22 protein-coding genes and 2 pseudogenes are annotated in these 24,241 nt (G+C 41.8%); 14 read left to right on the top strand and 10 right to left on the bottom strand.

Annotated features, from left to right (window positions below):
- Positions 1 to 20: 20 nt before the first annotated feature.
- From ACQ4LT_RS08375 to ACQ4LT_RS08350, 6 genes are all read left to right on the top strand, one after another.
- Complete coding sequence (locus tag ACQ4LT_RS08375) at positions 21 to 1,367, top strand: hypothetical protein (protein WP_445665585.1); 1,347 nt, start codon at positions 21 to 23, stop codon at positions 1,365 to 1,367.
- A 125-nt stretch (positions 1,368 to 1,492) separates the two neighbouring features.
- Positions 1,493 to 1,756, top strand: a complete 264-nt coding sequence (locus ACQ4LT_RS08370) for a hypothetical protein (RefSeq protein WP_445665584.1) — start codon at positions 1,493 to 1,495, stop codon at positions 1,754 to 1,756.
- A gap of 2 nt (positions 1,757 to 1,758) precedes the next feature.
- A complete protein-coding gene (locus ACQ4LT_RS08365) occupies positions 1,759 to 2,208 on the top strand; it encodes a hypothetical protein (protein ID WP_445665583.1) in 450 nt (149 codons plus the stop codon).
- The gene (locus ACQ4LT_RS08360; RefSeq protein ID WP_445665582.1) at positions 2,198 to 2,425 is read left to right on the top strand and encodes a hypothetical protein; all 228 of its coding nucleotides are present in this window, start codon (positions 2,198 to 2,200) and stop codon (positions 2,423 to 2,425) included. The genes ACQ4LT_RS08365 and ACQ4LT_RS08360 overlap by 11 nt, the downstream gene beginning before the upstream one ends.
- Positions 2,426 to 2,663: 238 nt before the next feature.
- Entirely contained in the window at positions 2,664 to 3,530 is an 867-nt protein-coding gene (locus ACQ4LT_RS08355; RefSeq protein WP_445665581.1) for a replication protein, read from the top strand.
- A 759-nt stretch (positions 3,531 to 4,289) separates the two neighbouring features.
- Entirely contained in the window at positions 4,290 to 4,478 is a 189-nt protein-coding gene (locus tag ACQ4LT_RS08350; protein WP_445665580.1) for a hypothetical protein, read from the top strand.
- 315 nt (positions 4,479 to 4,793) lie between these two features.
- Here the strand turns inward: ACQ4LT_RS08350 and ACQ4LT_RS08345 are convergent, their stop codons facing one another.
- Together ACQ4LT_RS08345 and ACQ4LT_RS08340 are read right to left on the bottom strand one after the other, a co-directional pair.
- The gene (locus ACQ4LT_RS08345) at positions 4,794 to 5,009 is read right to left on the bottom strand and encodes a hypothetical protein (RefSeq protein ID WP_445665579.1); all 216 of its coding nucleotides are present in this window, start codon (positions 5,007 to 5,009) and stop codon (positions 4,794 to 4,796) included.
- Between the two features lie 360 nt (positions 5,010 to 5,369).
- A complete protein-coding gene (locus ACQ4LT_RS08340) occupies positions 5,370 to 5,891 on the bottom strand; it encodes an IS3 family transposase (protein ID WP_445665578.1) in 522 nt (173 codons plus the stop codon).
- Between ACQ4LT_RS08340 and ACQ4LT_RS08335 the strand changes: the two are divergent.
- A pseudogene (locus ACQ4LT_RS08335) lies at positions 5,881 to 6,000 on the top strand (IS3 family transposase); the annotation flags it as partial. The gene ACQ4LT_RS08340 and the pseudogene ACQ4LT_RS08335 sit on opposite strands and share 11 nt — an antisense overlap.
- A gap of 676 nt (positions 6,001 to 6,676) precedes the next feature.
- Positions 6,677 to 6,784, top strand: a pseudogene (locus tag ACQ4LT_RS08330) (integrase core domain-containing protein); the annotation flags it as partial.
- 37 nt (positions 6,785 to 6,821) lie between these two features.
- Here ACQ4LT_RS08330 and ACQ4LT_RS08325 read toward each other — a convergent pair.
- Entirely contained in the window at positions 6,822 to 7,415 is a 594-nt protein-coding gene (locus ACQ4LT_RS08325) for a hypothetical protein (RefSeq protein WP_445665576.1), read from the bottom strand.
- A 73-nt stretch (positions 7,416 to 7,488) separates the two neighbouring features.
- Positions 7,489 to 7,902: a hypothetical protein gene (locus tag ACQ4LT_RS08320; RefSeq protein WP_445665575.1), complete on the bottom strand. Its 414-nt coding sequence runs from the start codon at positions 7,900 to 7,902 to the stop codon at positions 7,489 to 7,491.
- Between the two features lie 174 nt (positions 7,903 to 8,076).
- Between ACQ4LT_RS08320 and ACQ4LT_RS08315 the strand changes: the two genes are divergently transcribed.
- Positions 8,077 to 9,219 carry a sensor histidine kinase gene (locus ACQ4LT_RS08315; protein ID WP_445665574.1) on the top strand — a complete coding sequence of 381 codons (1,143 nt, stop codon included), beginning with the start codon at positions 8,077 to 8,079 and terminating at the stop codon, positions 9,217 to 9,219.
- 46 nt (positions 9,220 to 9,265) lie between these two features.
- Entirely contained in the window at positions 9,266 to 9,700 is a 435-nt protein-coding gene (locus ACQ4LT_RS08310; RefSeq protein WP_445665573.1) for a hypothetical protein, read from the top strand.
- 179 nt (positions 9,701 to 9,879) lie between these two features.
- Here ACQ4LT_RS08310 and ACQ4LT_RS08305 read toward each other — a convergent pair whose 3' ends face one another.
- From ACQ4LT_RS08305 to ACQ4LT_RS08295, 3 genes are all read right to left on the bottom strand, one after another.
- Positions 9,880 to 10,320: a hypothetical protein gene (locus tag ACQ4LT_RS08305; RefSeq protein WP_445665572.1), complete on the bottom strand. Its 441-nt coding sequence runs from the start codon at positions 10,318 to 10,320 to the stop codon at positions 9,880 to 9,882.
- Between the two features lie 631 nt (positions 10,321 to 10,951).
- Positions 10,952 to 11,650 (bottom strand): DUF5694 domain-containing protein, encoded by a 699-nt coding sequence (locus ACQ4LT_RS08300; protein WP_445665571.1) that lies wholly within the window; start codon positions 11,648 to 11,650, stop codon positions 10,952 to 10,954.
- A gap of 240 nt (positions 11,651 to 11,890) precedes the next feature.
- Positions 11,891 to 13,228, bottom strand: coding sequence for a M1 family aminopeptidase (locus tag ACQ4LT_RS08295; protein ID WP_445665570.1), 1,338 nt, complete (start codon positions 13,226 to 13,228; stop codon positions 11,891 to 11,893).
- Positions 13,229 to 13,848: 620 nt separating this feature from the next.
- Here ACQ4LT_RS08295 and ACQ4LT_RS08290 point away from each other — a divergent pair.
- From ACQ4LT_RS08290 to ACQ4LT_RS08280, 3 genes are all read left to right on the top strand, one after another.
- A complete protein-coding gene (locus ACQ4LT_RS08290) occupies positions 13,849 to 15,663 on the top strand; it encodes a PAS domain S-box protein (RefSeq protein WP_445665569.1) in 1,815 nt (604 codons plus the stop codon).
- A 160-nt stretch (positions 15,664 to 15,823) separates the two neighbouring features.
- On the top strand, positions 15,824 to 16,264 hold the full coding sequence (locus ACQ4LT_RS08285) for a hypothetical protein (protein WP_445665568.1): 441 nt from the start codon (positions 15,824 to 15,826) through the stop codon (positions 16,262 to 16,264).
- Between the two features lie 256 nt (positions 16,265 to 16,520).
- A complete protein-coding gene (locus ACQ4LT_RS08280; RefSeq protein ID WP_445665567.1) occupies positions 16,521 to 18,041 on the top strand; it encodes a sensor histidine kinase in 1,521 nt (506 codons plus the stop codon).
- A gap of 303 nt (positions 18,042 to 18,344) precedes the next feature.
- Here the strand turns inward: ACQ4LT_RS08280 and ACQ4LT_RS08275 are convergent, their stop codons facing one another.
- Positions 18,345 to 19,685, bottom strand: coding sequence for a DNA polymerase Y family protein (locus ACQ4LT_RS08275; protein WP_445665566.1), 1,341 nt, complete (start codon positions 19,683 to 19,685; stop codon positions 18,345 to 18,347).
- An 80-nt stretch (positions 19,686 to 19,765) separates the two neighbouring features.
- On the opposite strand from ACQ4LT_RS08275, the gene ACQ4LT_RS08270 reads away from it, so the two are divergent.
- Positions 19,766 to 20,128, top strand: coding sequence for a hypothetical protein (locus tag ACQ4LT_RS08270; RefSeq protein ID WP_445665565.1), 363 nt, complete (start codon positions 19,766 to 19,768; stop codon positions 20,126 to 20,128).
- Here ACQ4LT_RS08270 and ACQ4LT_RS08265 read toward each other — a convergent pair.
- On the bottom strand, positions 20,108 to 20,755 hold the full coding sequence (locus tag ACQ4LT_RS08265) for a LexA family protein (protein ID WP_445665564.1): 648 nt from the start codon (positions 20,753 to 20,755) through the stop codon (positions 20,108 to 20,110). The two genes, ACQ4LT_RS08270 and ACQ4LT_RS08265, sit on opposite strands and share 21 nt — an antisense overlap.
- A 334-nt stretch (positions 20,756 to 21,089) precedes the next feature.
- On the bottom strand, positions 21,090 to 24,236 hold the full coding sequence (locus ACQ4LT_RS08260; protein WP_445665563.1) for a VPS10 domain-containing protein: 3,147 nt from the start codon (positions 24,234 to 24,236) through the stop codon (positions 21,090 to 21,092).
- Positions 24,237 to 24,241: the final 5 nt, after the last annotated feature.

Raw genomic sequence — 24,241 nt, 5'->3', positions numbered from 1 at the left:
AAAAATTTAAATCCTTGAAAATGTCTAAAGATAAATCAAATTCCAAGAGACTTAAGTCCATAAGTATACATGAGGGAAGGCTTCGAAAATTAATTCAATTCCTAAAGAAAAGAGAAGCTTTGGTAACCATTGACTACGACCCCTATGGAGCCCCCAAAACCACGAAATATAGCTCCAGCAAAGAGACTGAGAATTCGCTCAAAGAACTTATTCTCAATGTCTGGCCGGAAGCCACCGATAGCGCTTATTATGAATATCTAAAAACGGATTACAAAGCCCATCGGAAAACCACGGTTAAAACCAAGCACCATCCCTCATATGAAAAGTTTATCAAAGATATTCGATGTACCTTTAAAGAGAATGCTCACCTTGACCAAAAGCAATACAAAGAGCAACTGTTCTTTTCTGGAGTCCGCCGGCAACAAACAAACCTGCTGGCAGCCTTCCCTAAATTTCGAAAAAATATTATCACGGAGATTAATCAGTTTGTAGGTCTACTTGAAAGTGATAAGAGAGGCTTCCCATACCAACGGCTACGGAACCATACCTCACTTCGCTGCCACCGCTATAAGCAACTGGAAAAAGATATATTCCAATACTTCAAAGATACAGACTCGTCAACCTTACAAGAGGTCCGAAGCAACTTCTCTGAGATCATGAAATCGTTCATCAAACATTTGGGATCACTTGAAAAGGAAGGTGCTGGCCACGAACAACCCGATGGGTTGCGCATATTAGATAATCGCCTGCAATTTAAAGAGTTATCTGATCCGAAAAATATGAAAATTGAATCTGAAGAACAGCAACGTATCAAAGAAATTGGCTTTGAAGAAACCTTTAGCAACCAGTCAGAATGGTTTAACAGGCTGCGTTTTAAGAAAATTACGTATTGGAAAAATGAGTTGAGTGATCTCCCCATTTCCGATTGGCCTCCCTTCTATCTGGAACATATTCTGTTGGCTTATTTCGAGCTGAATACAGTCTGCTCGCAAATTGTAACCCTCCGGGACCAGCTATTTGACCAAGTCGGTTTTTATGTTACCTATTCAAAAGATGGGCAAAAGCTCTTCACCATTGAAGAAGTTCTCACTCCTAAGCAACTCTCCACGATATTATCCCAATATGAATATCAGTCCAATTCTTTTGTCAATGCTCTAAGATCGGATGGCAACCTCTTGCAAAAACCGTTGCAAAAGCTACCGGAAAGACTTGAGCATTTTGACAAGCTCACTTCTCCTGACAATCTGTTTTATTCCCGAATCCAGAAGCTTATTTGGGAATATCTGCTCTATAGAATGTGTGGCAGTTGTCAACCAAAAAGAGATCATGTTGCCGAGTTCTATAATCCTCATTACAGATCTAATTAACTACCATTCGCTCTGGGCAGACAAACATCTCGTCTGCCCAAAGTTCTCCCTCCTTTTTATGTGACTTTCTAATTGCAACGCTGGGGATAACCTCCAGCATTAATCGCAATTAATAAAGTCACACTATGTCAGAACTTGATTTCAGACACTACCTGACCTCTGGCGAAGCTGTGGAGTTTTTACAGCAAAAGCTTAAACAAGAGGTTCATTACTACGATCTCGATAATCTTATTAGAGCAGGAGACCTTGAAACTCCTGAGATGATAGCTGGCCGCCGCATGTGGTCCCCTGACGACCTCAAAGCCGCCACCAAAGCCCTTCGCATTCGTCGTGTAAAACGACCATCCCTAACTCAAAAACGATCACTACTAAACAACGAGGAAGAATAGCTATGTCTGATCCTAAAGCAATGCTCAAGCAAAATATTGAGCAACTCATCCAGCAATTAATCAATCATCAATTTGAACACAAGACGGAACCGATATTTATGGATACCACAATATTCAATCAGAATTATCAACTGGAATATAAAGACACCTCACAGGACGTCATAGCTCGCTTTATTGCTTTTAAAGTCTTGCCTAAGGCCACAGAACAGCGAAAATGGCAAATAGCTGACTATTTAGCTCCAATGATCGATCCATTTATTGAAGCTACTATTAGTGAGTCTGAAATAGATCGATTGTTAGGGATTCCGAAGGATAGCTTGCAAATCCATACTGATATGGGACTGCTTTCAACCTACCGGCACAAATGTGAACGCGTTTACTACTGGGATCAAATCAGAAAGATGTTTGGCCTACCCCCTCAAACTAACGATAGAGGTGACTATGAGTTATAAAAGCGGCAATTATCTTCCATACCAGCATACGAATGTGCGCTATCGATTGCTTAGGCTAAAAGAGTTTAACAGGTCTAACAAACGAGCCAATTATCGGTGCCTATCGGCCGGATACCATAAGCAGCATAACTATCACCGAAAACCACTCAACAAAGGCTGGCCATCAAAGGCCAGCCCAAAGCCTCAACTACAATTTGAACCTAAAATAGCAGCCTGATGGATATCGAATATCAAATACGGTCGGTCTTTTCAGGGGATTTGATTTACAAGTCAGATTGTCGAAGAGAAGTAGTCAAAGTGTTAACCAAACGGAATCCCGGTACATATGATGTGTACTGGGTTAATCCGAGATCGAATAAAGTACGAGTCATTTCACCTGGCAACATATTCGTTAAACAAAACCAGCCTGATCGATCTGAAAACCTTAAACAAACTTCTTTGATAGATACATAATTATGGAAAAAAAGTATCTGAATCGACCCTTTACCATGGTTCCCAATATTTGCTTTGACAAATATATGGTAGAAATGACTCCCAATGAGTTTCAAGTCTACCTGTTTGTTATACGAAAAACGGTTGGATTTCATAAACGATCAGACATCATATCGTTAAGTCAATTCGAAAAGTTTGTCGGTAGTACTATTCCAACTATTCGAAAGGCTATAGAAGGACTGATAGAAAAGGAATTTGTTAAACGAATTCCGGAAAAGTGCAGCTATAAATATATCCTTAACAAACCTCCAAAAATCTATAGTGATATTAAACAAATTGGAAACAGCTATGAAAAAAACTTACAGGATGATGTGAAAGAAACTTTCAATGAATCTTGCAAGAATTTTACAACACAAAAGAAAGAACAAAAGAAAAATTTAAATAATAATATGTGTGATAGATCAAAATTTAGATCCAAGATACCAACAAAAGAAGTATATACAGTAATAGACTCATGGAATAATCAGTTCAGAAGCAAGATTGATAGAGATGATCCAAGCTGGTTAGATCACATTGGTGAAGTATTATGTTATTTCAGGGTTGAAGAAATCAAACAAGCGATGGACAATCGGCTCACTCTTGACCTCTATCGAACAGAATATCCATACCTATTACACAGACCCAAGGCTTTTTTTGAACATTTAGAAACAATCGAGAACGATCTCAAGGCAAGTAAATCAAAAATTATGCCCCATGGTGAGATGGTTAAACTAATTACAGAAGAGGGATATAAAGAAGAAGATTTTAGTATCCGCTGGGATCTTCCGGACGAGGAGGGAAATCCAAAACGGGAGCTCATTACTGATCGTCAAACAACTCAGAACGTTTAACAAAATCCTATTTCTATGCTAAACTACCCCGAACAAAGGTGCAAGATGTGTGGCAAAGACATCTCCCATAAACGCATTGATGCCAAATATTGTGACAATCGATGCCGAATGCGGTATAACCGATACAAGGAAAAGAGAAATATTATACAAGATATCATCAACATATGCACTCGTATCCCGCACAACACCGAACAAACCCCGGATCGTATAACAAAATTGCGAGTAAAAGACTATAAAACAGGAAATGTTAAGTATTTTACCGTAAATGAGCTGGCAACCTTCTCTCAAAACCGTTTAAAAAAGATTAGGAAGCAAAAATTGATAGAAGAAGTGACTTATCAGACTACTGGAAGAGTTATTTAAACTGACTTTTAATTAAAATAGTCATCAATCGTATAACGATGTTAAACGTTTACTTTAAGCTGACAAATTTAAACGTATAACGTCCCATATAGCCTCTAAAGGGCATTATTTTCGAAATGTTATACGTTTTTTGTTATACAAAATCGTATGAATGGGCCCATTCTATTCAAAACGTATAACGAAATTTTGCCCTTAAAAGTTAAACATTTTCCCTAATTCCTTTGATGTTTTAATGGTTTAACGTTTTAACGTTTTAACGTTGGAATGTTTAAGTGTTTAGATGTTAAAATGTTTATGGATAAATGGGAAACTTTATGGTTTTATGTTTTTCTTAAGCCATTAATTATATACACTTGGTAAAATTATTAAACGCTTAGAACTATTTCGTCAGTAGCTATGAACATTTCGATTGACAAATTAACCTCACAGTTTGATGTAATTAATCAACTATACCATCGGTATAACAACCTGAAGATCGTCACGGAGAATCAAAGCCAGAAGCTAAGAATAAAATATTCTACAGAGGAAGGGGAATCCGGTTTCCTGACTGGTTACATAGCACCTGCTGAAATGGTCGATTATTAATAAATTTCAAAAAAGAGCATTGCCTTAACCCGAATCGATTAGACAAATTCTTTAAGATTACTCCTGAAATGATAATCATTTCTATTGATTCGTAAAACCCAATCAGGGCAAGACCCAAAGGAATCAATAATGCTATGCAATATATGCAGGCTGCATATCAAGGATCGTATGACAAACGAGCTCCTCTTTCAGTTGTACCCAGTCAAATACATGTTGATTCGTATGACATTTTAGACGGGAACTCTACCTGGCACGTGGCTAAGAAGATTGGGATGAAGGCTTTACCAGTTAGATGTATAGTTTAACCAATTTCAATCAATATGACTGATACACATGATCAAAGACCTCGTTACAGGTTTGGGCAAAGAGCTGTCGGTCGTATTTATCAGGTAGGATATTGTCCAGCTCTTTTTCGATCGTGACTTTCACATCGGCGATGCGCTGCTGCTGTTTGGTCCATTCCATCACTAGTTTTTCCTGTTTGAGCTTTTCGATCAGCTCGGTGATACCCTCCTTATCACAAGCCGTCACATTGTTATCGTATCACTAAAAGCATAATGATGAACTGACGTGAACATAACTAATCCTACAAGAAGATTTATGTACTATGAGGCATATAATATATAGAAATATCTAACCGATAATCATATTGTTAAAGTATATTACGAGATAGGAGATATTTTTCAAAAAAAAGAGGTGAACCAGCTATCCACTGATTCACCCCTGAAGAACATTTGGTAGTGTTCTCTGTCCAAACGGCTTTTACGCATTTAAGCGTATCTGTTAGCAAGATAGTTGAAATAGGTAATCCTTACCAAAAAGGGTAGGGCGTATAAAAGGGACTGGCTATATGGAATTGCTACAAAAAAATGGACAGTGAGTTACCCCAGGTCATGCAGCCAATTCTTGGTTTTCTGTTAAGTGATTCTCCATTTCTGCCGGTGTTCGGTAGTCTAGCGTAGAATATAGCCGCTGGCGGTTATACCAGATCTCGATAAATTGGAAGATTACTCCTCGCAATTCTTGGTACCCGAAGCGCTTAGGTTCTATCGGTAGTTCTGCTTTAAAGGTTTTAAAGAAGCTCTCGGCCGGAGCGTTGTCCCAGCAGTTGCCTTTCCGACTCATGCTTTGGCGGACCCGTGGACGGGCTTCCAGCAGCTGGCGAAACTCCTGGCATGCGTATTGGATGCCACGGTCAGAATGGAAGATTAACGTCTGCTCGATCGCTCGCTTTTGGCAGGCCTGCTTCCAGGCCGGAATAACGGTTTGATCAGCTTGCATGCCTTCCGAGAATGACCATCCCAGAATCTGGCGGTCAGCCAGGTCCATGATGGTTGTCAGGTACAGCCAACCTTGATTGCTTGGGATATAGGTGATATCGCTTACCCACACCTGGCCTAATCGGTCAGCCATTTTTGAGTTCATTGAAATTTGGTACAACAGAAAACGGCTGCATTCAGCCCTGGATTACCGCACCCCGGTTCAAACCGAACAACAACTAACACACAACCAAGCCGCATGATCTACCTTAACCGACTGTCTACTTTTTTGTTGCAATTCCATATAGGTGATTTCCCTTATTGCATATAGATTTAAAGGCGTAAATTTAGCAATATATTTGTTATCGTTAACATAAAATTTGATATTTGGTTGCACCTATTCCCTTAGGTGTCTCTCTTGATGAATAGTAAGCCCTCGCAACTGATACTTGTGAGGGCTTTTTTATTTTTAAATCGATATTAAACAACTTAATGTAAGTATTGGGCATCTCAGGTGTCTTACCTATGACTGTTCATTAAGGAAGACACCTAAAGGGCAAAATATTGGCTCCCGCTTTGAATCGGGAGTCTTTTCTTTTTAGGAATTATATTAAATAATGAGAGGGGGGTAAGATTTCAGGATTTAGCAGTACCTATCAGGTTCTGACAATAAAAAAAGTTGTGTTAATGATAGTAATCTGTTGGCTTTATAAGGGATTCTATGAATTTTTTATTTCTGAAATGAATAATTTGGATACTAATAAATTTTGTTCCAGTTTATCTTTCGAATTTAAAGAGAGAGATACAGCCACACACTTAACCTAAAAAAAGTGTGTGGCTTTTTTTATTTAAGTCATCAGCGGTATTGATCCCACCCCATATTTCTTTGTTCTAATACCAGTTTATTTTTATTAAATCTCATTAGATTCTGACTCACTGGAGCTGTTGAACGCTTATATATTCAAAACCCTGAGCGAAGTACGAGAGAAAACCCAGCAATGGAAATACGATTATAACCAAAACCGACCCCACAAATCCTTGGGGTAGAAAACACCCCTGGAACTATTACCATAACCGAAATCCTCTACTTTTGAGTGGTCCGAAAAATAGGGAAGCTTACAAACCCTCCGCAGTCTTCTTTTGAAGTATGAAAGGATAGATGATCACGAAGATACATATTGGTTGAGAGGTCAAATAGTTCAACTTCTTTCCAAACATCCTTTTCATAGTAGTTGCCACTTAAATGGCGTAGATATCGAATAGTGTCCTTCCCATGACCTATTACAGCTTTTGGTTTAATTGACCTTAGCAGAAAGTTAAATACTTCGGTACTTTTTTTGTTATCTGCTAAGTTCTCCTTACTGGTTGAAGCGATATTATAGAGGTTGGTTTCTAACAGACGGATATTCCTTGATTCATCAAACTCGTCATAGATTCTATTTAACTGATTTCTTGTATACGTAAACTTATCCTCTTGTTCGTCATAAGCATCCATCCAACCTCTCCTATTGAAACCATCTTTTTGGGGATACCAATGGTTTTGGAATGAGACAGATTTGGAAGGAGTGATCCCTACAATAAATACATTACACTCTAATTTTGATCCCTCACATATAAAGGGCCACCCTTCATCTGTGATTTTATCTATTAAATGTTTATCAAACTCAAGCAGGGTCATATTATATTGTTAACAGTTTTTAGAAAGTATGTAATTGTGTGATGAGCTGATCACTAAAAGAAGGTATAAATGATTAACTAGAATTAGTTTTATCAAGTAATACCAACACTTTATCTTCTATATTTGCTCGCCAATGTTCTATAACATCTCTTTGTTTACCAGTGCCTTCCCACGTATTAAGATGTCGTTCAATTTTAAATTCACAACCTTCATCGGTTTTTTCAAAATCGTACGCTCGTTTCTTTATCCGATATTGACTCAAAAAACTGTCACCTTTGGTAGTCCACCTTTGTTCATCAGAAAGCCTTGCTAAGTACTTCCGAAAATTTTCAAAGTCTTGGTCACTGTCTCCATCCCAATTTTGAAAAGATTCCTTGAGTCGATCTTCAAGGACTATGTTGTAGTGGGGGGAGCAATATGGATCGCCATCAATGAATAAATGTTCATTTGGTTGAGTTTCGCAACCTTCGAAATGACATGTATCCATAATCTGGGTTATTAGATTAAATTCATTGTGTGTTGGATGAGGGTGTAATGATAGATAAAAATAAGGTGCCTGAACTAAAACTAATTACAATTTATAACTTATTAAGTTAGAAGAGTTAATTATATTTTTTAATGTTGTTTAACATTGAAGCTTTAGGGTACAGAGAGAATTATTATGGAAGCAGTAGCTGCAGGAATTAAAGAAAGGATAGGGCAGGCAATAGAAACATTAGAATCTGGAGAACCGCTATCCGAGGAAAAGAGACATAAAATAGTTGATAAATTAAAAGAGTCCGAACACGAATTAAGTAAAGTTCGATTGTGGATTCAATCAGCAGAGACCCTTGCAGATATAGGAGTTTGGGAAGTAGATCATCAAAACGATAAAGCATTTTGGTCTGAGAAGACGTATCACATATTGGGATACAGTCCAGAAGAGCAGGAGCCTTCCTTTAAAGCATATTTCAATCGGATACATCCTGAAGATCAGCCAAAAGTACAGGAAGTATTTAATGACTCATTGGAAAACAATGATTCGTGTGAAGTTACATATCGAATTCAACTTCCCAACGGTCAAATTAGGTACGTGGAATCCCATTCCAGTCATTATTATAACGAGGCACGTGAGCCTATTTCGACTATTTGCATCAGCCAAGAAGTTACGGATCGGGAACGGGGCAAACAGCAGTTAGAGCAATCGTTAGATGAAAACCAAACACTGTTGGGGGAGATTCATCATCGAGTGAAAAATAATCTGGCAGTTGTAGCAGGTTTGTTACAGTTGCAGTGGCTTCAAGAAGACGACCCTAAGGTTATATCCACGCTGAAAGAGGGTGCAAATCGTATGAGAGCGGTCGCAGGTATTCACGAACAGTTATATGAATCTGATGATTATAGTAGTATTGCGTTAGGCGAGAATATTACAAGTTTAGCCACTGATATTATTGGCACAATGGAGTCTGAGAAAGAAATTAGTCTGGAAAGCAATTGTGATGTAGTTCATTTAAATATAAGCCAAACACTGCCCTGCACGTTAATTGCCAATGAAGTGGTGACCAATAGCATTAAACATGCTTTTGAGGGAAAAGAAGAGGGGACAATTACAATTGACCTAACAACGTCAGATGACCTTGTTAGATTGGAGATTAACGATAACGGAGTGGGCTTACCAGACGATTTTAACAGCAGTGGAAGAACGTTGGGTATGGATCTTATTGAGACATTAAGTGACCAGCTGGATGCTGATTATAATTTCAGCTCATCTGAGAAAGGCACGACTTTTTCAATGCAATTTCAAAAAGAGGACAGAAATGTATAAAAAACTATCACTGTTTTTATTCTGCATCTTAATAACCTCAATTTCATTGGGTCAAGATACTGAGACTATCATTGTTGACCAACCAAACTCTCCTATTGAAATAAAAAAATACGAAGCATCCTTTGAGGAAGAAGGATCCAATACAAAAGAAGGTATTCAGCATAAAGTAGTATATATAAACTCAGGTAGAGCCAACCCAATTGCTATTAAATTTGGATTCGTCTCATTCAATATATTTAACGAGTATTTAGGTATTATTAACGGAATAGCAATGGTGAGATTGGAAGGAAGGCAAGAAAATAGAGGAACTTGGGTACATGAGACTTCTTCCGATTTTAGTTTTTATACGGGTATTGCCTTTGTCAATAAAGTAAGATTTGAGAATGGGGAAATTTGGGAAGCTGATTCAGAAATTATTATAGATACTCTAAAAGAAATTAAGAGTGATTTTGATGCATCGGTTCTAGCTGATGATATCTAACATTAATCTGAAAAATTTATAAATAATGTTATGTATGATCTGATACATTCATGTGTATATGTTATTTGTAAGGGTAACCATCTCAAAGATCTAACAACATTGGAAATTCATTGATGAAGGGTTTGTCAGCTAAAAAGTCGGTGTAATCTATATTCGACCTTTTTTTGACCTATGTCTCTTCATGATGATATAACAGGTTGATTAGTATTAAATATATGTTCACGCTCCCCTTGATTGCATAAAACAGGTTCAATTTCTTTGGTATTATTAGCTAACCGCTGGAGCTGTTGATGAATATAATAGTCGAAATAATTATTATTTGATATACGCTCTGTAACCGTCTTGGCGTAATCTAGAAACTCCTCATCGTAGGTAGCAAGCTGTTCGAATGCTAAATCGTTATCAATGATCATCTGTAGTGCTTCTGTTAAGATATTAGCTTGTACAGGAGAGTGGTGCATGCTCGTTAATTTTGCTTTCACGACCGATAACTTTTTTCGTCCAATATTGGCTTGCCCATTTACCTCTTGATATAGAGAATGTATGGCTTTTAAATATTCGCTGTGTTCGGTAAGTGTTGAAGCGATATTGTTAACGTATACTTTAGAACTCTCTCTCATAACTTCCTCTCTTTATACCCATTAATTGGATCTAGAATAATCCGTTGTTATTGCTGAACGCACTCCTAAATAACCAGAGTTACACTGGTATCAAACTATTATACTGCATTAATAAAATGTACTACGAAATGGGAGGTATTTCTCAAAAAAAAGGGGTGAATCAGCTATCCACTGATTCACCTTGGAGGACAATTGGTATTGCTCTCTATTTAAACGGCTTGAACGCTTTTTAAGCGTTTACATTAGTATGACCGTTGAAATAGGTAATCCTTACAAAATTTTTTAAATCCATTAATATAAGTTGGGCAAAACTTATCACTTCTTAATTTTAAAGCTCTTATAAGCTGAATTTACAGGGTCTATGGTGATAATAGACAGACTATGAAGCTCTTTAAAGGAAAATAAAATTTGAGATAAAAACCCCTTAGAAGTATCAGTTCCAAGGGATTACTATCATCATATAGAGACGCCCATTTCAGAGCGCTATAAAACGTAGTATTTTTTATAAGTTCAATCAAGATTATTCAGTAGTATTCTACGAAATAATTTAACCATATTAACTTCCCTTTCTAATACACATAATCGTATCCACAAGAATATTTACAATCAGACTACTGAAAATCCTCTGGTATTACCTCAAGTATTTGAATGTGTCTACCATCTGATATTTTGGATCTCTACTCATAAAATCCCTAAAAAAAGCGGTATGGCTTGCTCCCATCAAGATGAATACTCTGTCATCTGCTGTTAGGTTGATTCGATTTAAATTCGAATACATCCGTAAATTTCGTTGATAGTATTTGGCGGCTTCATCTGCTCCCTCATATCCATCTTCTGTTCCTGCATGGGTAAGCATATCTGCATTGACGGCTATAACGAAATCTAAAAATCTGTCCCGGTTCATTAATTTAAGCTTATTCAGTAAGCTAAGGCTATCTCGGTTTACATTTATCGAGGGATAAAATTGAAGGGGATTCTGATAATATTTATCGTACCAGTCAGGATCTAACACATTGTCTATTTCTTGTCCAATTCGATAGTTATATCCCATTTTATGATCGATGCCGTATATTTGTTCTGTTCCACTTAACCTCCCGAGCTCATAGGCTAACAGTTCTATCTCGGAAGGGTCTTCGAAGACTGTATCAGGATTATTCACATAACTCTTGTACTCCTTCTGAATCTTTTCGTTGTACTTTGGTTCTTGCTCTACCAAAATTACGGTTGGTTGAAAGTCCGATAACTTTTCAGCTACAGCATGAACACGCTGTTGATTCTTCTTGTCTTCTTCATCAAATTCAGTGGTATTTGCATCAGGGGTGAACCCCATGTGAAAGGTGCCAAAATTCAAGACGTGGACTTTCTCATAGGACTGCTCTTTTTTTTTGTTGGTTAGCTATTGAGGGATCTGTGTTTTTTTTATTGCAAGAAAATAGAAAGACAACTACAAATATTATTGGATATATTTTTAAATGCTTCATATTAATCTACCTTTATTAATTATTAAATTAACTATCTATGTATCCCAATAAGGTCTCTGCACATAAAATGATTAGGTGATGGTGAGCAACTATAACTTCTTCCGAAACCAAGTGGCAGTCTCGGGATTGGTGACTTCTTCGAGTGTTGCGATCATGTCACCAATCGTACCAACATCTTTTTGCTGAAGTGATCTCAGAAAGGACTGGTAATTGGCTTCACCGATGCGCTGGTGTAGTTGATGGAGGAGCAGGGGCCCCTTGTTATAAGAGAGTGCGCCATCGAAACGAGGTTGCCACTCATCGAAACTCGGCGCCTTCTGGGCATTCTTACGTGCCTCTTCTATCCGTTTCTGAAAGATAGTGTCGTCATATATCTTACGTAGTGCCAGCCAAGATTCATATTCGGCGAATGATTCATTTAGGAAGTTGTGACGGCTCATGGGATTTACCGAATCTGTCCACCAGAGATGCGCGGCCTCGTGGGCGATTAGCCCAAAAAGACTGGTATCTGGTTTAATATCATGTCGTAGTGCGATGAGTCCTGTTCGTGCATAGCTGCTCGGAGTGGCCCGTTCAACCGGTGCCAGGGTGATACGCAGTGCATCAGTATCGCTTCCACCTTGGAACCGTCGGGCATAGCGGTTAAGAATCTGTTGGGATCGCTCAGCGACAAACGATATTAGGGAATCAGGTGCCCCTCCATGATATACGGTCAAAGGAACCTCACCATCGGTATACTTCTGGGTCTGCATCTTGTCAGAAATTATAAGAGGTACGTCAGGTCCCGGTACAGAAGACTGGATGTTCCAGTCTCCATCCATTTTCTGCAACACACCAATACTGGCGACCTCGTAGTTTTTGGGCAGATCGACCGTTGCGTCAAACGTAAATCGGGAACTAAGAGAGGCGTGCACGGGAACCCACATAGCCTCTAATGGCAGCTCAGTCCAGTGTGTGGTCACGACCGCCCCTCCAATATTCGGAATTTGATTGTTTTGGAGATGCCCGGCGTACTTCCATGATATCGACACCTGATCCGACGGTGTCATAGTATCGGAAAGTGGAATACTAACAACTTTGGTGTGTACGGTGTCTTCTCCACCGAAGCGCCACGGACTTGTTGAGTAGTCGCCTACAACCGGCCCAGTGAGCTCTTCCAGTTTGAAGGCATCGTGAAGCAAAAAGCGGAGGGTGTCAGTTGATGCCTTGGGGACGAATCGCATGTCTATCGCTACATCGAACTGACCCGAGTCAGGACGAATTTGCGCATCGATCTGATAATGCGTTGTGCTATCTGGAAAAACAGGCTTCTTCGCTGTGGAATCGGTACCTGGCTGGCAACCAATTATAAAAAATGGAACAAGTATGATGGCTGAAAATACATAAGGAAGTGTACTGCGGCGGAGTATCTCTGGTAGTGCGTCCAATGAACACATTTGAACATCAGATTATATGATTGAATTTAATACGTAACTATAAGTATACCAATAAATGTAGCCTATGTTACACTTCTTGCAAATCGACGTGTCTTGAATATCTCACGATCGATATTCAGCTGGTCACTCATTTCCGCCAAGAGCAATCATGATCGTTCCAGAAAGTGCGTCTTGCCTGGTACGTCTTTCTATCAGCGACCTTGGTATCTTCACCAACCGGTTATTTCTTGTTGTACATTGATTTCATGAGGAGTGTTACACAAAGTTATGTATAACGCAATGAATTTTAGTAATTATAAGATGAAGTGAAAAAATTTTGCAAGGATTTCCTTCCCCAATGATCTTACTGGTAGATAAGCCGTTGAAGATAATATCTACATGGTATTACGAGTTAAGATATATTTTTTGCTGCTGTAAAATTAGTTATGGCACACTTTCTATTGCTTTAACATTAAAATATCTTAATGTTAAAGCGAAATCATGATACGCTAAGCCCTGTTTAAAAAGCGCAATATTTCATGGAAAGTTTCATACAAGAGAAGTAGGTAGTTAAGAAGTGATAGAGCTATTAACTAATAGGATATTTCATATAAGGTCACGGAGGGTTGAATATGGAGACGCAAACACTACTCTTCGATCACCACCCGAATCCGATGTTTATTTTTGACACCTCCACGCTGGAATTTCTGGAGGTCAACAGAAGCGCGACCCAAAAATACGGTTTCACAAGGGACGAGTTCCGGAAGATTACTATTGAGGATATTCGTCCGCCCCAGGATATCCCACAACTACGCGAGGAGCTTAAGTCCCTTGACAACGATCAAACGGTGGCTGACCTCGGGACGGTTCGCCACCGCACCAAAGACGGGAAGCTCCTCCATGTGAACATTACCAGCCAGCCTTTTCCGATGGAAGGACGCCAAGCCCGGATCGTGCATGTCCACGACGTAACCGAATCCATTGAACTACGAAATACCCTGCAGACCGAGAAACGTCGGCTTGAGCACGCCCAGCAGCTTGCCCAATGTGGATGGTGGACGTATAATGTTGATGAGGATCGGACCATTTGGTCCGACCTGCTTTATGATATGCTGGGCGTAGACAAGGAAACCTATGACGGAACCTACGAGGCCTTTCGTGAGCTCGTGCATCCCGGTGATCGGGAAAAATTGGACGAGGTCATGGCACAGGTCCAACACTCCAACGAACCATTTGATTATACCCTTCGCATTGGAGATGGACAGTGGGATGAAGATCTCATATATGTGAAGTGCCGCACGGAGGGGATCTTTAACAGCGAGGGTGAACTGGTGAAGATGACCGGCATCCTGCAGGATATTACCGAGCAGAAAAAAGCAGATATTGAGCTGCAACGCCGCGAGACCCTGTTTGAAACGCTGTTTTTGGATGCCCCGGTGGGCATTGCCATGATTGCCCCTGACGGAAACGTCCAAAAGGTGAACCAACGCTTCGAGGAGCTGTTCGGTTACAGCCAGGAGGAGCTGATCGGCGAAGATCTGCTGGCCCACCAACTGCCGGCCAGCCGCTACGATGAGATCGACGGGATGTACGAGAAGATTTTTTCGGAGGAAGGAATGACGCATTTCTCCGAGGACCAGCGTATTACGAAACAGGGAGAGCCGAAAGATCTGCTCGTGGGAAAGCTGCCGGTTACCATCGATGGGGACACCATCGCCGCCTTTGCCGTCTATTCGGATATTTCGAGGTTGAAAGCCACCGAGCGTGATCTTAAAAATTCCTTGGAGGAAAAAGAGATCCTTCTTTCGGAAATTCATCACCGCGTCAAAAACAATCTTGCAATTATTTCGGGATTGTTGCTTATGGAATCCATGAATTGGGAAGAGGATACGATGGTATATCAAGTGCTTACCCAGAGCAAGCTGCGGATCCACTCCATGGCTAAAATTCACGAGAAGCTCTATCAGACCGGAAGCTTTACCGATATTGATCTGGGCAACTACATCACGGAGTTGACCGAGACCATTGTCCAGAACATGAATATAAGGGATAAAGATATTAGCCTCACCGTCGACTGCGATGAGGTGACCTTGAATATAAACCAAGCCTTGCCCTGCGCGCTCATCATCAATGAACTGGTGACGAATGCCTTTAAATACGCCTTCAATGAGGGGCGGCCGGGAGAGCTCGAGGTGCGGTTTAAAAACGAGGGCGGAACGATCAGCCTTGTGGTCCGCGATAACGGTCCCGGCCTGCCGGACGATTTTGAGGCCATGACGGAGACTTCCCTCGGCCACCGCCTGATACACCAGTTGGTCAAACAACTGGATGGGGATATTGTGGTTGCCAGCGGGGAGCCAGAAGGTACTCGCTATGAGATCACCTTTGAGAAAGCGGATAAGTCAGGTTCATCCAGTAACCTGCAAATAAACAAGTATAAGCGTTAAATCGCTGGCCGAGCTTGAGTCCGGGTGGACCAGTTGCCGCACGGGTAACAACCAAATATAGCTGCCTTAGCATTAACCAATACGGAAATACGATGAGTAAATAATCGAACGCCAAGCAAGCGACGTTTCATCATAACACGCACGCAAGGAAAGAGGTTATATGAGCACGAAGTTAACATGGCGACAACGATTGAAATTTGCGGCAACGGCTTCTCTCATGTTCATGGGCGTAAACTCGCAGGTTCAAGCCCAACAAGGAGCTCAAGCCGTAATGGCCGTAACGGTCCGGGTTATTGACGTTCCTGCCTTTGTTGATAATATCATCCCGGATATTACTGATCAGCTCCAAGAGAAGAGAGAATCATATATACTTGGGGACCAACAAATCATCTTTCCGGAAGGAACGGGATATTCGGTTAGCTTTGATCCGGTCATCGAGATGAAAGGTAAAAATAGCAGCTGGGATCTTAATGCCTCCGTCGACCAACATACCGACTCGGATGGAAAGCTTACGCTAACCTTTAGCGGCAAACCAACTGCTCCATCGGTCGTTTCGGATCATTATGCCGGTGAGCTGACAACACAGATCGAATACCACTAAGAACACACAGGGGTGGGTTATTAGGTTAATAAATGATCATACCCAATGTGATAGCATCCTTGTTATCAAGGATTGAGAGTTGTTATAAAGAGGAATATTAAATGAGTCGTAAGAGTAGGGAAGACTATTAATGTAATAATTGTGCGAACGTGGGAAAGCTAAAAGTCGATCTAAAAAGGAACGTTTTTTAGAATAATCTGATTGTCACCCACGAAATATTAATCTGGTAGATGTTTAACTAAAAAAATATATTGTTATGGATCAGTTCATTCAGGTATCATCGGGAGAAAATGGGGTTAATACGGAAAATACGTTTGAATTTATTAATAATTCGGAAGAGGAACTCGCTCCCCTGAATCGGCTGGCGGCTTATATCTGTGATACACCGGTCTCGTTGGTAAATCTGCTGGATAATAACTTTCAGTATAACGCCTCCAAATTTGGGGACTGGTCCGCCCAAACATTACCCAAAGAAGAGACCGTCTGTCAATTCACTGTCGAAGAGGAGGACCTATTGGTTATTCCGGATACCCGGAAAGACCAGCGTACAAAGACCATCAAGGAAATTGCCGATAACGATGACCTGCGGTTCTATGCCGGGGTCCCCATCAAGTCTCCGAGCGGCAACCGGATTGGGGCGTTTTGTGTAATCGGGAACCAACCAAAAGAGCTTGCGAAAGAACAACGGCAAGCCTTGGTTGATTTGGGTAAAGAAGTTGAGGCTCGCATAAAGCTGTTAAAAGAAAAAAAGACTGTGGAAGCCCAACGGGATCGGCTTGAGGAGGCAGGGGCCTTTTTGAAAAACTCCACCGACATTCGGTGGGTGCTGGAACCGGTCACCTTTAAAATTCTGAAGGCCGAAGGAGCCGAACAGATCCTTGGTTGTTCCGATGCTGATTTGGTTGGAAAGAATTTATTTGACCTAATTGAGCAAGTCAATATTCAAAATCATATCAAACAGTGGACCAATGAGCCCCAGGATCGGGGCAAGTTAGGGGTTCCCGTGCAACTAACCTCATCGGATAGCGAGGAACGTTGGCTGAACTTGACGTTTACCCGGTATAACGAGAAGCTGCTGGCCACCGGTAGGGATATAACTAAACAACACCGGGCCGAAGAGCAGCTGAAAGACTCCCTGGAGGAAAAGGAGATCTTGCTCTCCGAAGTGCACCACCGGGTTAAAAATAACCTGGCCGTGGTAAGTAGTCTGCTGCAGCTGGAACGATTTCAGACGGAGGATGAAAGGATTCTCAATGTCCTCCGCAACAGTGAGTCGCGTATCATGTCGATTGCAAAAATACATGAACTGCTGTATCAAACGGAAGATTTTGCGAACGTACAGCTGGAGCAGTATTTGGAAGCATTAATATCACATTTAGAAGAAACATATCCATTGGACAGCGAGAAAATTGCTATTGAGCTGAAAGTTGCAGAGCTGTCGTTGAATGTGAACCAGGCGCTGCCCGTTGGACTGATCATCAATGAATTAATTACAAATGCGATCAAGCATGCCTTCCCGGAAAAGCAGGAGGGCACGATTAGGGTGCTTGTCTTGAAAAAGGAACCTGGTATAGTAAGCGTGGAAGTCAGTGATACGGGGAAGGGACTGGACATGGATGCTTCAGAGCTACAGGAGAAAGGCAATCTCGGATTTACCCTGGTAGATACCCTTGTAAAACAACTTAATGCAGAGCTGGCAATCGACAAAAATGATAGGACCACCTTTCGGATAACGTTCCAAAAAAACGATAAGAAAGGAAGTGTTAACGCTTTGTAATTTCATGTTAACTAACTGGCTATTAGCCATACTCCAGAAGGGAATGCCTCATACGTTGCACCGTTAGGAAAACCAATATTCAACAAAGATAGTAAGGATTGCCCTTGTCAGCAGTCTTACCTACTAAACAGCCTTTAGGAGTACCTATGACTTTTAAATACATTACTTACTACTTGCAGGGGAAGTTGTCGGAAGAAGAGGCCATGGAACTTTGGATCAGGCTCATACAATGCCCACAGTGCATAGAATATCTTATCACAGAACTGAAGTTGTCCATGTACTTCCAGAGAGACCGTTCCTGACCTAAGAGCGTTCCAAGAAGTGCGTTTTGCCGGGCACACTGTCCATAACGGCTGCCTTGGTGATTGTATCGGAACCGTGTCGGTTGTTGATGGCATCTTGCACAAGGTAGAAGTTTCGGGTCTTGGGGTCTTCCCGAAAAAACAGTTCCCGTTGCCCAGAGTGATCCACCTTCACCGTACCAATACTCATACGGCGAAGAGCAAAACCTTTGTTCAGCAGAGCCTCAATACGGGGCCGCGCTTTCCGCATGCATTCGTAGTGGATATAGTCGTCGAGGTTGGTAAATCCATCCGTGGTAAACCGAAACCCCAAGCCTTTGTGGTCTTTATGTTGGATCCCAATAAAGCAGAAGTACTTGCGGGCTCGCATCCCATAGGCCCGCATACGGTAGCCCAGGCGGGTAATGCCCTGCATCATCTCCCCCCGTGTCTGGATGATATCATCGGTTTGGACGCTGAAGGTATGGTTGTAGTGGACTTGCTCTTTCGGCGATAGCTGATCGGTGAGTACCCGCGCTCGGTCTTTTCCAGCCACCATCTCATACATGATCTTGCCGAAGTACTCCCCAAACAGCTCTTGGAACACCTTATGTCCTCGCTGGATCCCATCGGATATGGTAACAAGCCCTTGGGCTTTCAGCTTGGCGTAGCGCTTGCGGCCAATGCCCCAGACCTCATCCAACGATAGTGGCCCCAGCATCTCATCCGCTTCTTGTTTATCAAGCACTAAGGTCAGCCCATCGGGTTTGTTGATGTCGCTGGCCAGCTTGCTGTAGGTCTTTGAGTACGAAATGCCGATGGAGCAGACGAGCCCAATTTCCCGGTAGATCAAATTCCTCAGATCTTTGCCAAACTGCTCGATTTCTTCCCTCGATTTGTTCTTCAAAAAATTGATGTCCAAGAAGTACTCATCCATCGAATACTTTTCGACGGTGGGAGCGAACTCCTCCAGCACATCTTCAATGAGAGCGCTGACGCCTTTGTACTTTTCGTAGTCGGCTTGTAGCCCAATAATATATGGGCAGATCTGCTCGGCCTCATAGGCACTCATGGCGGTCTTGATCCCCAACGCTCGCGCCTCATAGGAACTGGTGGCTACAATGCCTCGGGGGATGCCCTGCTCGCCTTTATACCATCCGCCAACATAAATGGGCAACCCATGAAGCTTAAAGCACTGCTGCTCAACCTGTGCGTAAAAACAGTTCATATCCAAGTGCAGGTACAGCCGTTCATTGATCGAGCTATGCTGCATGTCCCGACTTACGCACCGGTAGTCGGTAATCTTGTGGACGTCCTCGTCGGGATTGTAGGTTCCGACGTTAATAGCAGGATACGATGACATGAAACAGTTGTTGTACTGATGGTTTATTTCTTTGTAATATACATGAAAAGATATATGGAAAGAAGTTTCAAGGTAAATTCATGCAAACCGTCCTCAAAGAAAAAGTAAATGTCGATGCCGTCTTTCGCAGCTTCAAAAGCGACAGCTCTACCACGCGCAGCGGATGGGAGCACAAGCGCATTGAGCCCCGCTACGTCAAACGAAAAGGCGGGGAAGTTCTAAAGGTTAAAGAAGTTCGTCGCTCTTACGGCCAGCGCAAAGGCAAGCGCCTGCAGATCCACTTCGTGATCCACTGCGAAGACGACCGATATTTCCACCTGGTCTATGATGCCGATAAGATTATCTGGATCCTCTTGTATGAGTTTGACGATCAGATGCTCTTCGATGAGAAAGAGATCAATGTCGAAATTCAGTGGGACGGATTATCCAGATCGAAAGATTAAGCCCCAATCGTTGCCCTTCTTCCAGGCCTTCCCAACGTACGTACCATAGACCGTAACCTTCTCCCATTCGTCAGGAGTAATGTTGATAGGATCATAAGCCGGGTTCTCTGGTTGCAGGGTAATCCCGTCGTCTCGTTTTCGGATTGTTTTAAGCGTCGTCTCCCCACGGTAAAGAATGGCTCCAATTTCTCCATCACTGGGCTCCCGAGGATCTATGATAATATAATCGCCATCGCGGATATCCGCATCAATCATGCTTTCCCCGTCTACAATCAGCGCAAAGTAGTGATCCGACTTTTCGGGGTGAATCTCTACCGGCAAGTGCCCAAGGTTCTCACTGATGGCCTCGTGCATAGCCCCGGCGGCAATACGCCCCTTCACGGGAATGCCGGGATAAAAACCGCTCAGCTCATTGCGCTTGCTGGGGTGAATATCGTAATGGCCTCGGCCGTGTTTGGCGAGATAGTTCTTTTTAGTCAGCGCCTGCAAGTGCTGGTAGATGCTGTTGGCGGAGCTATAGCCAAATTCATCCTGCATCTCATCATAGCTGGGGAACTGGCTGTAGTCCTCGTAGAAGGAGAGGATATATTCCCAAAGTTGTCGCTGTTTGTCGGTCAGTGATTTCATAGGCGGTATGATACAAAATTATATGTATAACCACATGAATTTTAATAATTATAGTATGAAATAAAAATAATATTGTAAGGATTGGGCTCCGCGGGGGTCTTACTAACAGAAGCCGTTGAATAATATCAAGAGAGAGTTACATTGAGCCTGCCCTAGGGGGCGGGCTTTTTGTATGCTGGTTAGCAGATTCTGGTTTGAAAACCATGGGAGATCTCTGTAAGAATCCTAAGGGATTATATTATTTAACACTGCCCATTGATAAAGAACCTCCTGAATAATTTATTCAGGAGGCATAGTAAACATAGACTGGCATAAACTTTTACCTATGGGAACTCTATTTGTCAAGAATTATGTGGTCTACACCTTGCTGATCAAGCAGGTTATTAAATTCCTGGATATCTTGGTTTACAATTGTATTAAATTCCCCCATATACTTTTCATAAACCTTTTTCAAATCTTTAAATCTTTCTTCCATACCTCCAGTAGGCTTTGCATCATGATCCCGTACGACTTGATACAATCTGCCCATTCGGTTGCTTAACCGACGCTCCATACCAATAGGATCTTGCCCACTCTTGATATCATTATTAATAAACTTGTTTTCCACTTCTGTCAATTTTCGATTTAATGCTTTCGCTTGATCCTGAATAGGTTGCGAATCACTTTTATTTTCTGAAATGGATTCTATCTGCCTTCGAACTGAACGTATCTGATCAATGGCCTGCTGAAAACTCGTGATCATATCGGCAATTTCATTCGCCATCTTATACGTTGCTTGAAGGTTTTCAGTGGTTGTATTCCAGCGTGGATCAGCTTTGAGCTGAAAAGACTCCTGCAACTGCTCCTCTCCGATTGAAAGTCTAACTAAATACGTTCCCGGTGCTGCTTCAGGACCACGGGGTGGATTCCCAATTACCATTGTTACCAAATCATCAACGGTAAATGGACCCTCGTGATTTAAATCCCACTCAAATCGGTTTAATCCTTCAGACACCTCTAACTTATTGCGTTCTTTTAACTCCTCTGAATCTGTTGAGAAACTCCGTATCGTTTCTCCCGACTTGTTAAGAATATCCAAATCCACCTTCTTATCAGCCGCCTTTTTATCCAGATAAAAGTTTATTAGTGCTCCTGTTGGATAGCTATCAGGTCCTGATGACCCTGCTGACCCCCGGAGCTGAGTTCGATATGCATCTCTGGGATTAAATAGATGGTAATTTGAATTTTCAATCTCGTTATCCAATTGATGTAGTGGAGACAAATCATCTAAAACCCAAAAAGAGCGACCTTGTGTACTTAGCACCAGATCATCGCGGTGTACCTCAATATCTGTTATCGGCGTATGGGGCAGATTTTGTTGAAACGACTGCCAATGTTGTCCATCATCAAAAGAAATATACATGCCGAACTCTGTTCCCGCATACAATAATCCTTCACGATCAGGATCTTCTCGAACTACACGCACAAAGTGATCATCGGGAATTCCATTATCACCATTTGTTAATTGCTCCCAGCTCTGCCCATAGTTTTCTGTTTTAAAAATATAGGGACTAAAATCAGCCTCTCGATATTTGTACACGGCGATATACGCTGTTCCCGGATCATGTTCAGACAGTTCAATAGCATTTACCGTCCCCCCTTCAGGCATATTATCAGGAGTGACCTCTTCCCAAGATTCACCGCCATTCTCTGAGATATGTACGAGTCCATCATCACTTCCAGCCCATAGTTCGCCGCGCTGATGTGGCGATTCGGTAAATGAGAAGATAGAGCTATAAACCTCTACCCCAGTAGCATCATGCTGTATCGGTCCACCTGGAATACGATCCAAATACTCAGGATCATTTGTCGTTAAGTCAGGACTTATAATGTCCCATGTAAATCCTCCATCTGTTGAGCGATGTACATATTGCGATGTTACATACATCGTATCCGGGGCATGCTCAGATATCACAATTGGAAAGTTCCACTGGAACCGATACTTCAATTCAGTCATATTAGTACCTTCGGTATAATGAGGATAAGCTGTCATCTGAAGCGTTTGCCCAGTCCCCTTATGAAAACGTGTAATTTCTCCGCTGTATGAGCCGGCATACACGATATCAGAATCGTTTGGATGTACGGCAATGTGACCACTTTCACCACCTCCTACTGAATACCAGTACTGTTTAGGGGTAACATCCCCGGGCATTTTATTAGGTATGGAAATTGTACTGTTATCTTGTTGTGCACCATAAACTCGGTAGGGGAACTGATCATCTACTTCAACACGATAAAATTCGGCCGTTGGCTGATTTTTCTGTGTTGTCCATGTTTTTCCACCATTTACCGAAACATTAGCCCCTCCATCATTACTGTTTACCATGACATCTGGATTATTGGGATTTAGCCAAAGGCTATGGACATCCCCGTGGGGTACGTCAATTTCATCAAATGATTCTCCGGCATCAGTGGATTTATAAAACCCGGTATTTAATACAAACACTGTTTCTTGGTCTTGAGGATCTGCAAAAATATGCGTGTAATACCAAGCCCTCTGCCGCAACCTATGTTCGTTATTAACATGTTCCCACGTCTCACCGCCATCACTTGAACGGTATAAACCGCCAGACTCATCTCTTTGTGTCTGTTGCATAACCCATAAACGATCTGAATTAGCAGGTGAAATAGCAATATCAACCTTACCAAGTGGCTCATCCTCCGGCAAACCTCCAGTTACTCGCTCCCATGTATCTCCACTATCTTTGGATTTATATACACCTCCTTCAGGGCCTCCATCAATCAATGCCCATGGATTACGTTCTGCCCTCCAGAATCCAGCGTAAATAATCCGAGGATTATTCGGATCAATCTCAACATCTACGGCACCTGTTTTATCACTGATATACATAACCTTCTCCCAGGTTTTCCCCCCATCCTCAGATCGAAACACTCCTCGCTGCTCATTCGGGCCAAAGATATTGCCTAGTACTGCGGCATATACCAAATCGGGATTATCCGGATGTACTCTAATTTCTCCAATCTGCCCTCCTTCTCGAAGTCCAGCATGCTTCCACGTTTTTCCCCCATCAGTCGTTTTGTAAATACCAATGCCTGCAGAAATATTGCCCCTTGGTGCATCAGAACCGGTGCCTACATAAATTACATTTGGGTCAGATTGTGATACTTCGATGGACCCAATGGAACCCGCTTTAATTTGACCGTCAGAAATATTTGTCCAAGTTTCCCCGGCGTCCGTTGTTTGCCAAACTCCGCCCCCCGTAGACCCCATAAAAAATGTATGAGGCTTCGATGTTACACCTTCCACAGCCGTAACCCGTCCTCCACGATATGGACCAATTGACCGATATTCTAATCCCTCTAGAAAAGATGGATCCACAACCTGATTTTCATCTGTAGACTGCGCCTTTGTTTCTGTTGTAAATGGAAAGGTAAAAAGTACAAAAAGCGCCAAGAAACAAGAGAAACTTTGAATTTTCATAATAA

It is taken from the genome of Fodinibius sp. AD559 (assembly GCF_052712805.1).
Note: the sequence above shows the minus strand (reverse complement) of the source record. Positions and strands in the feature narration are given on the sequence as shown.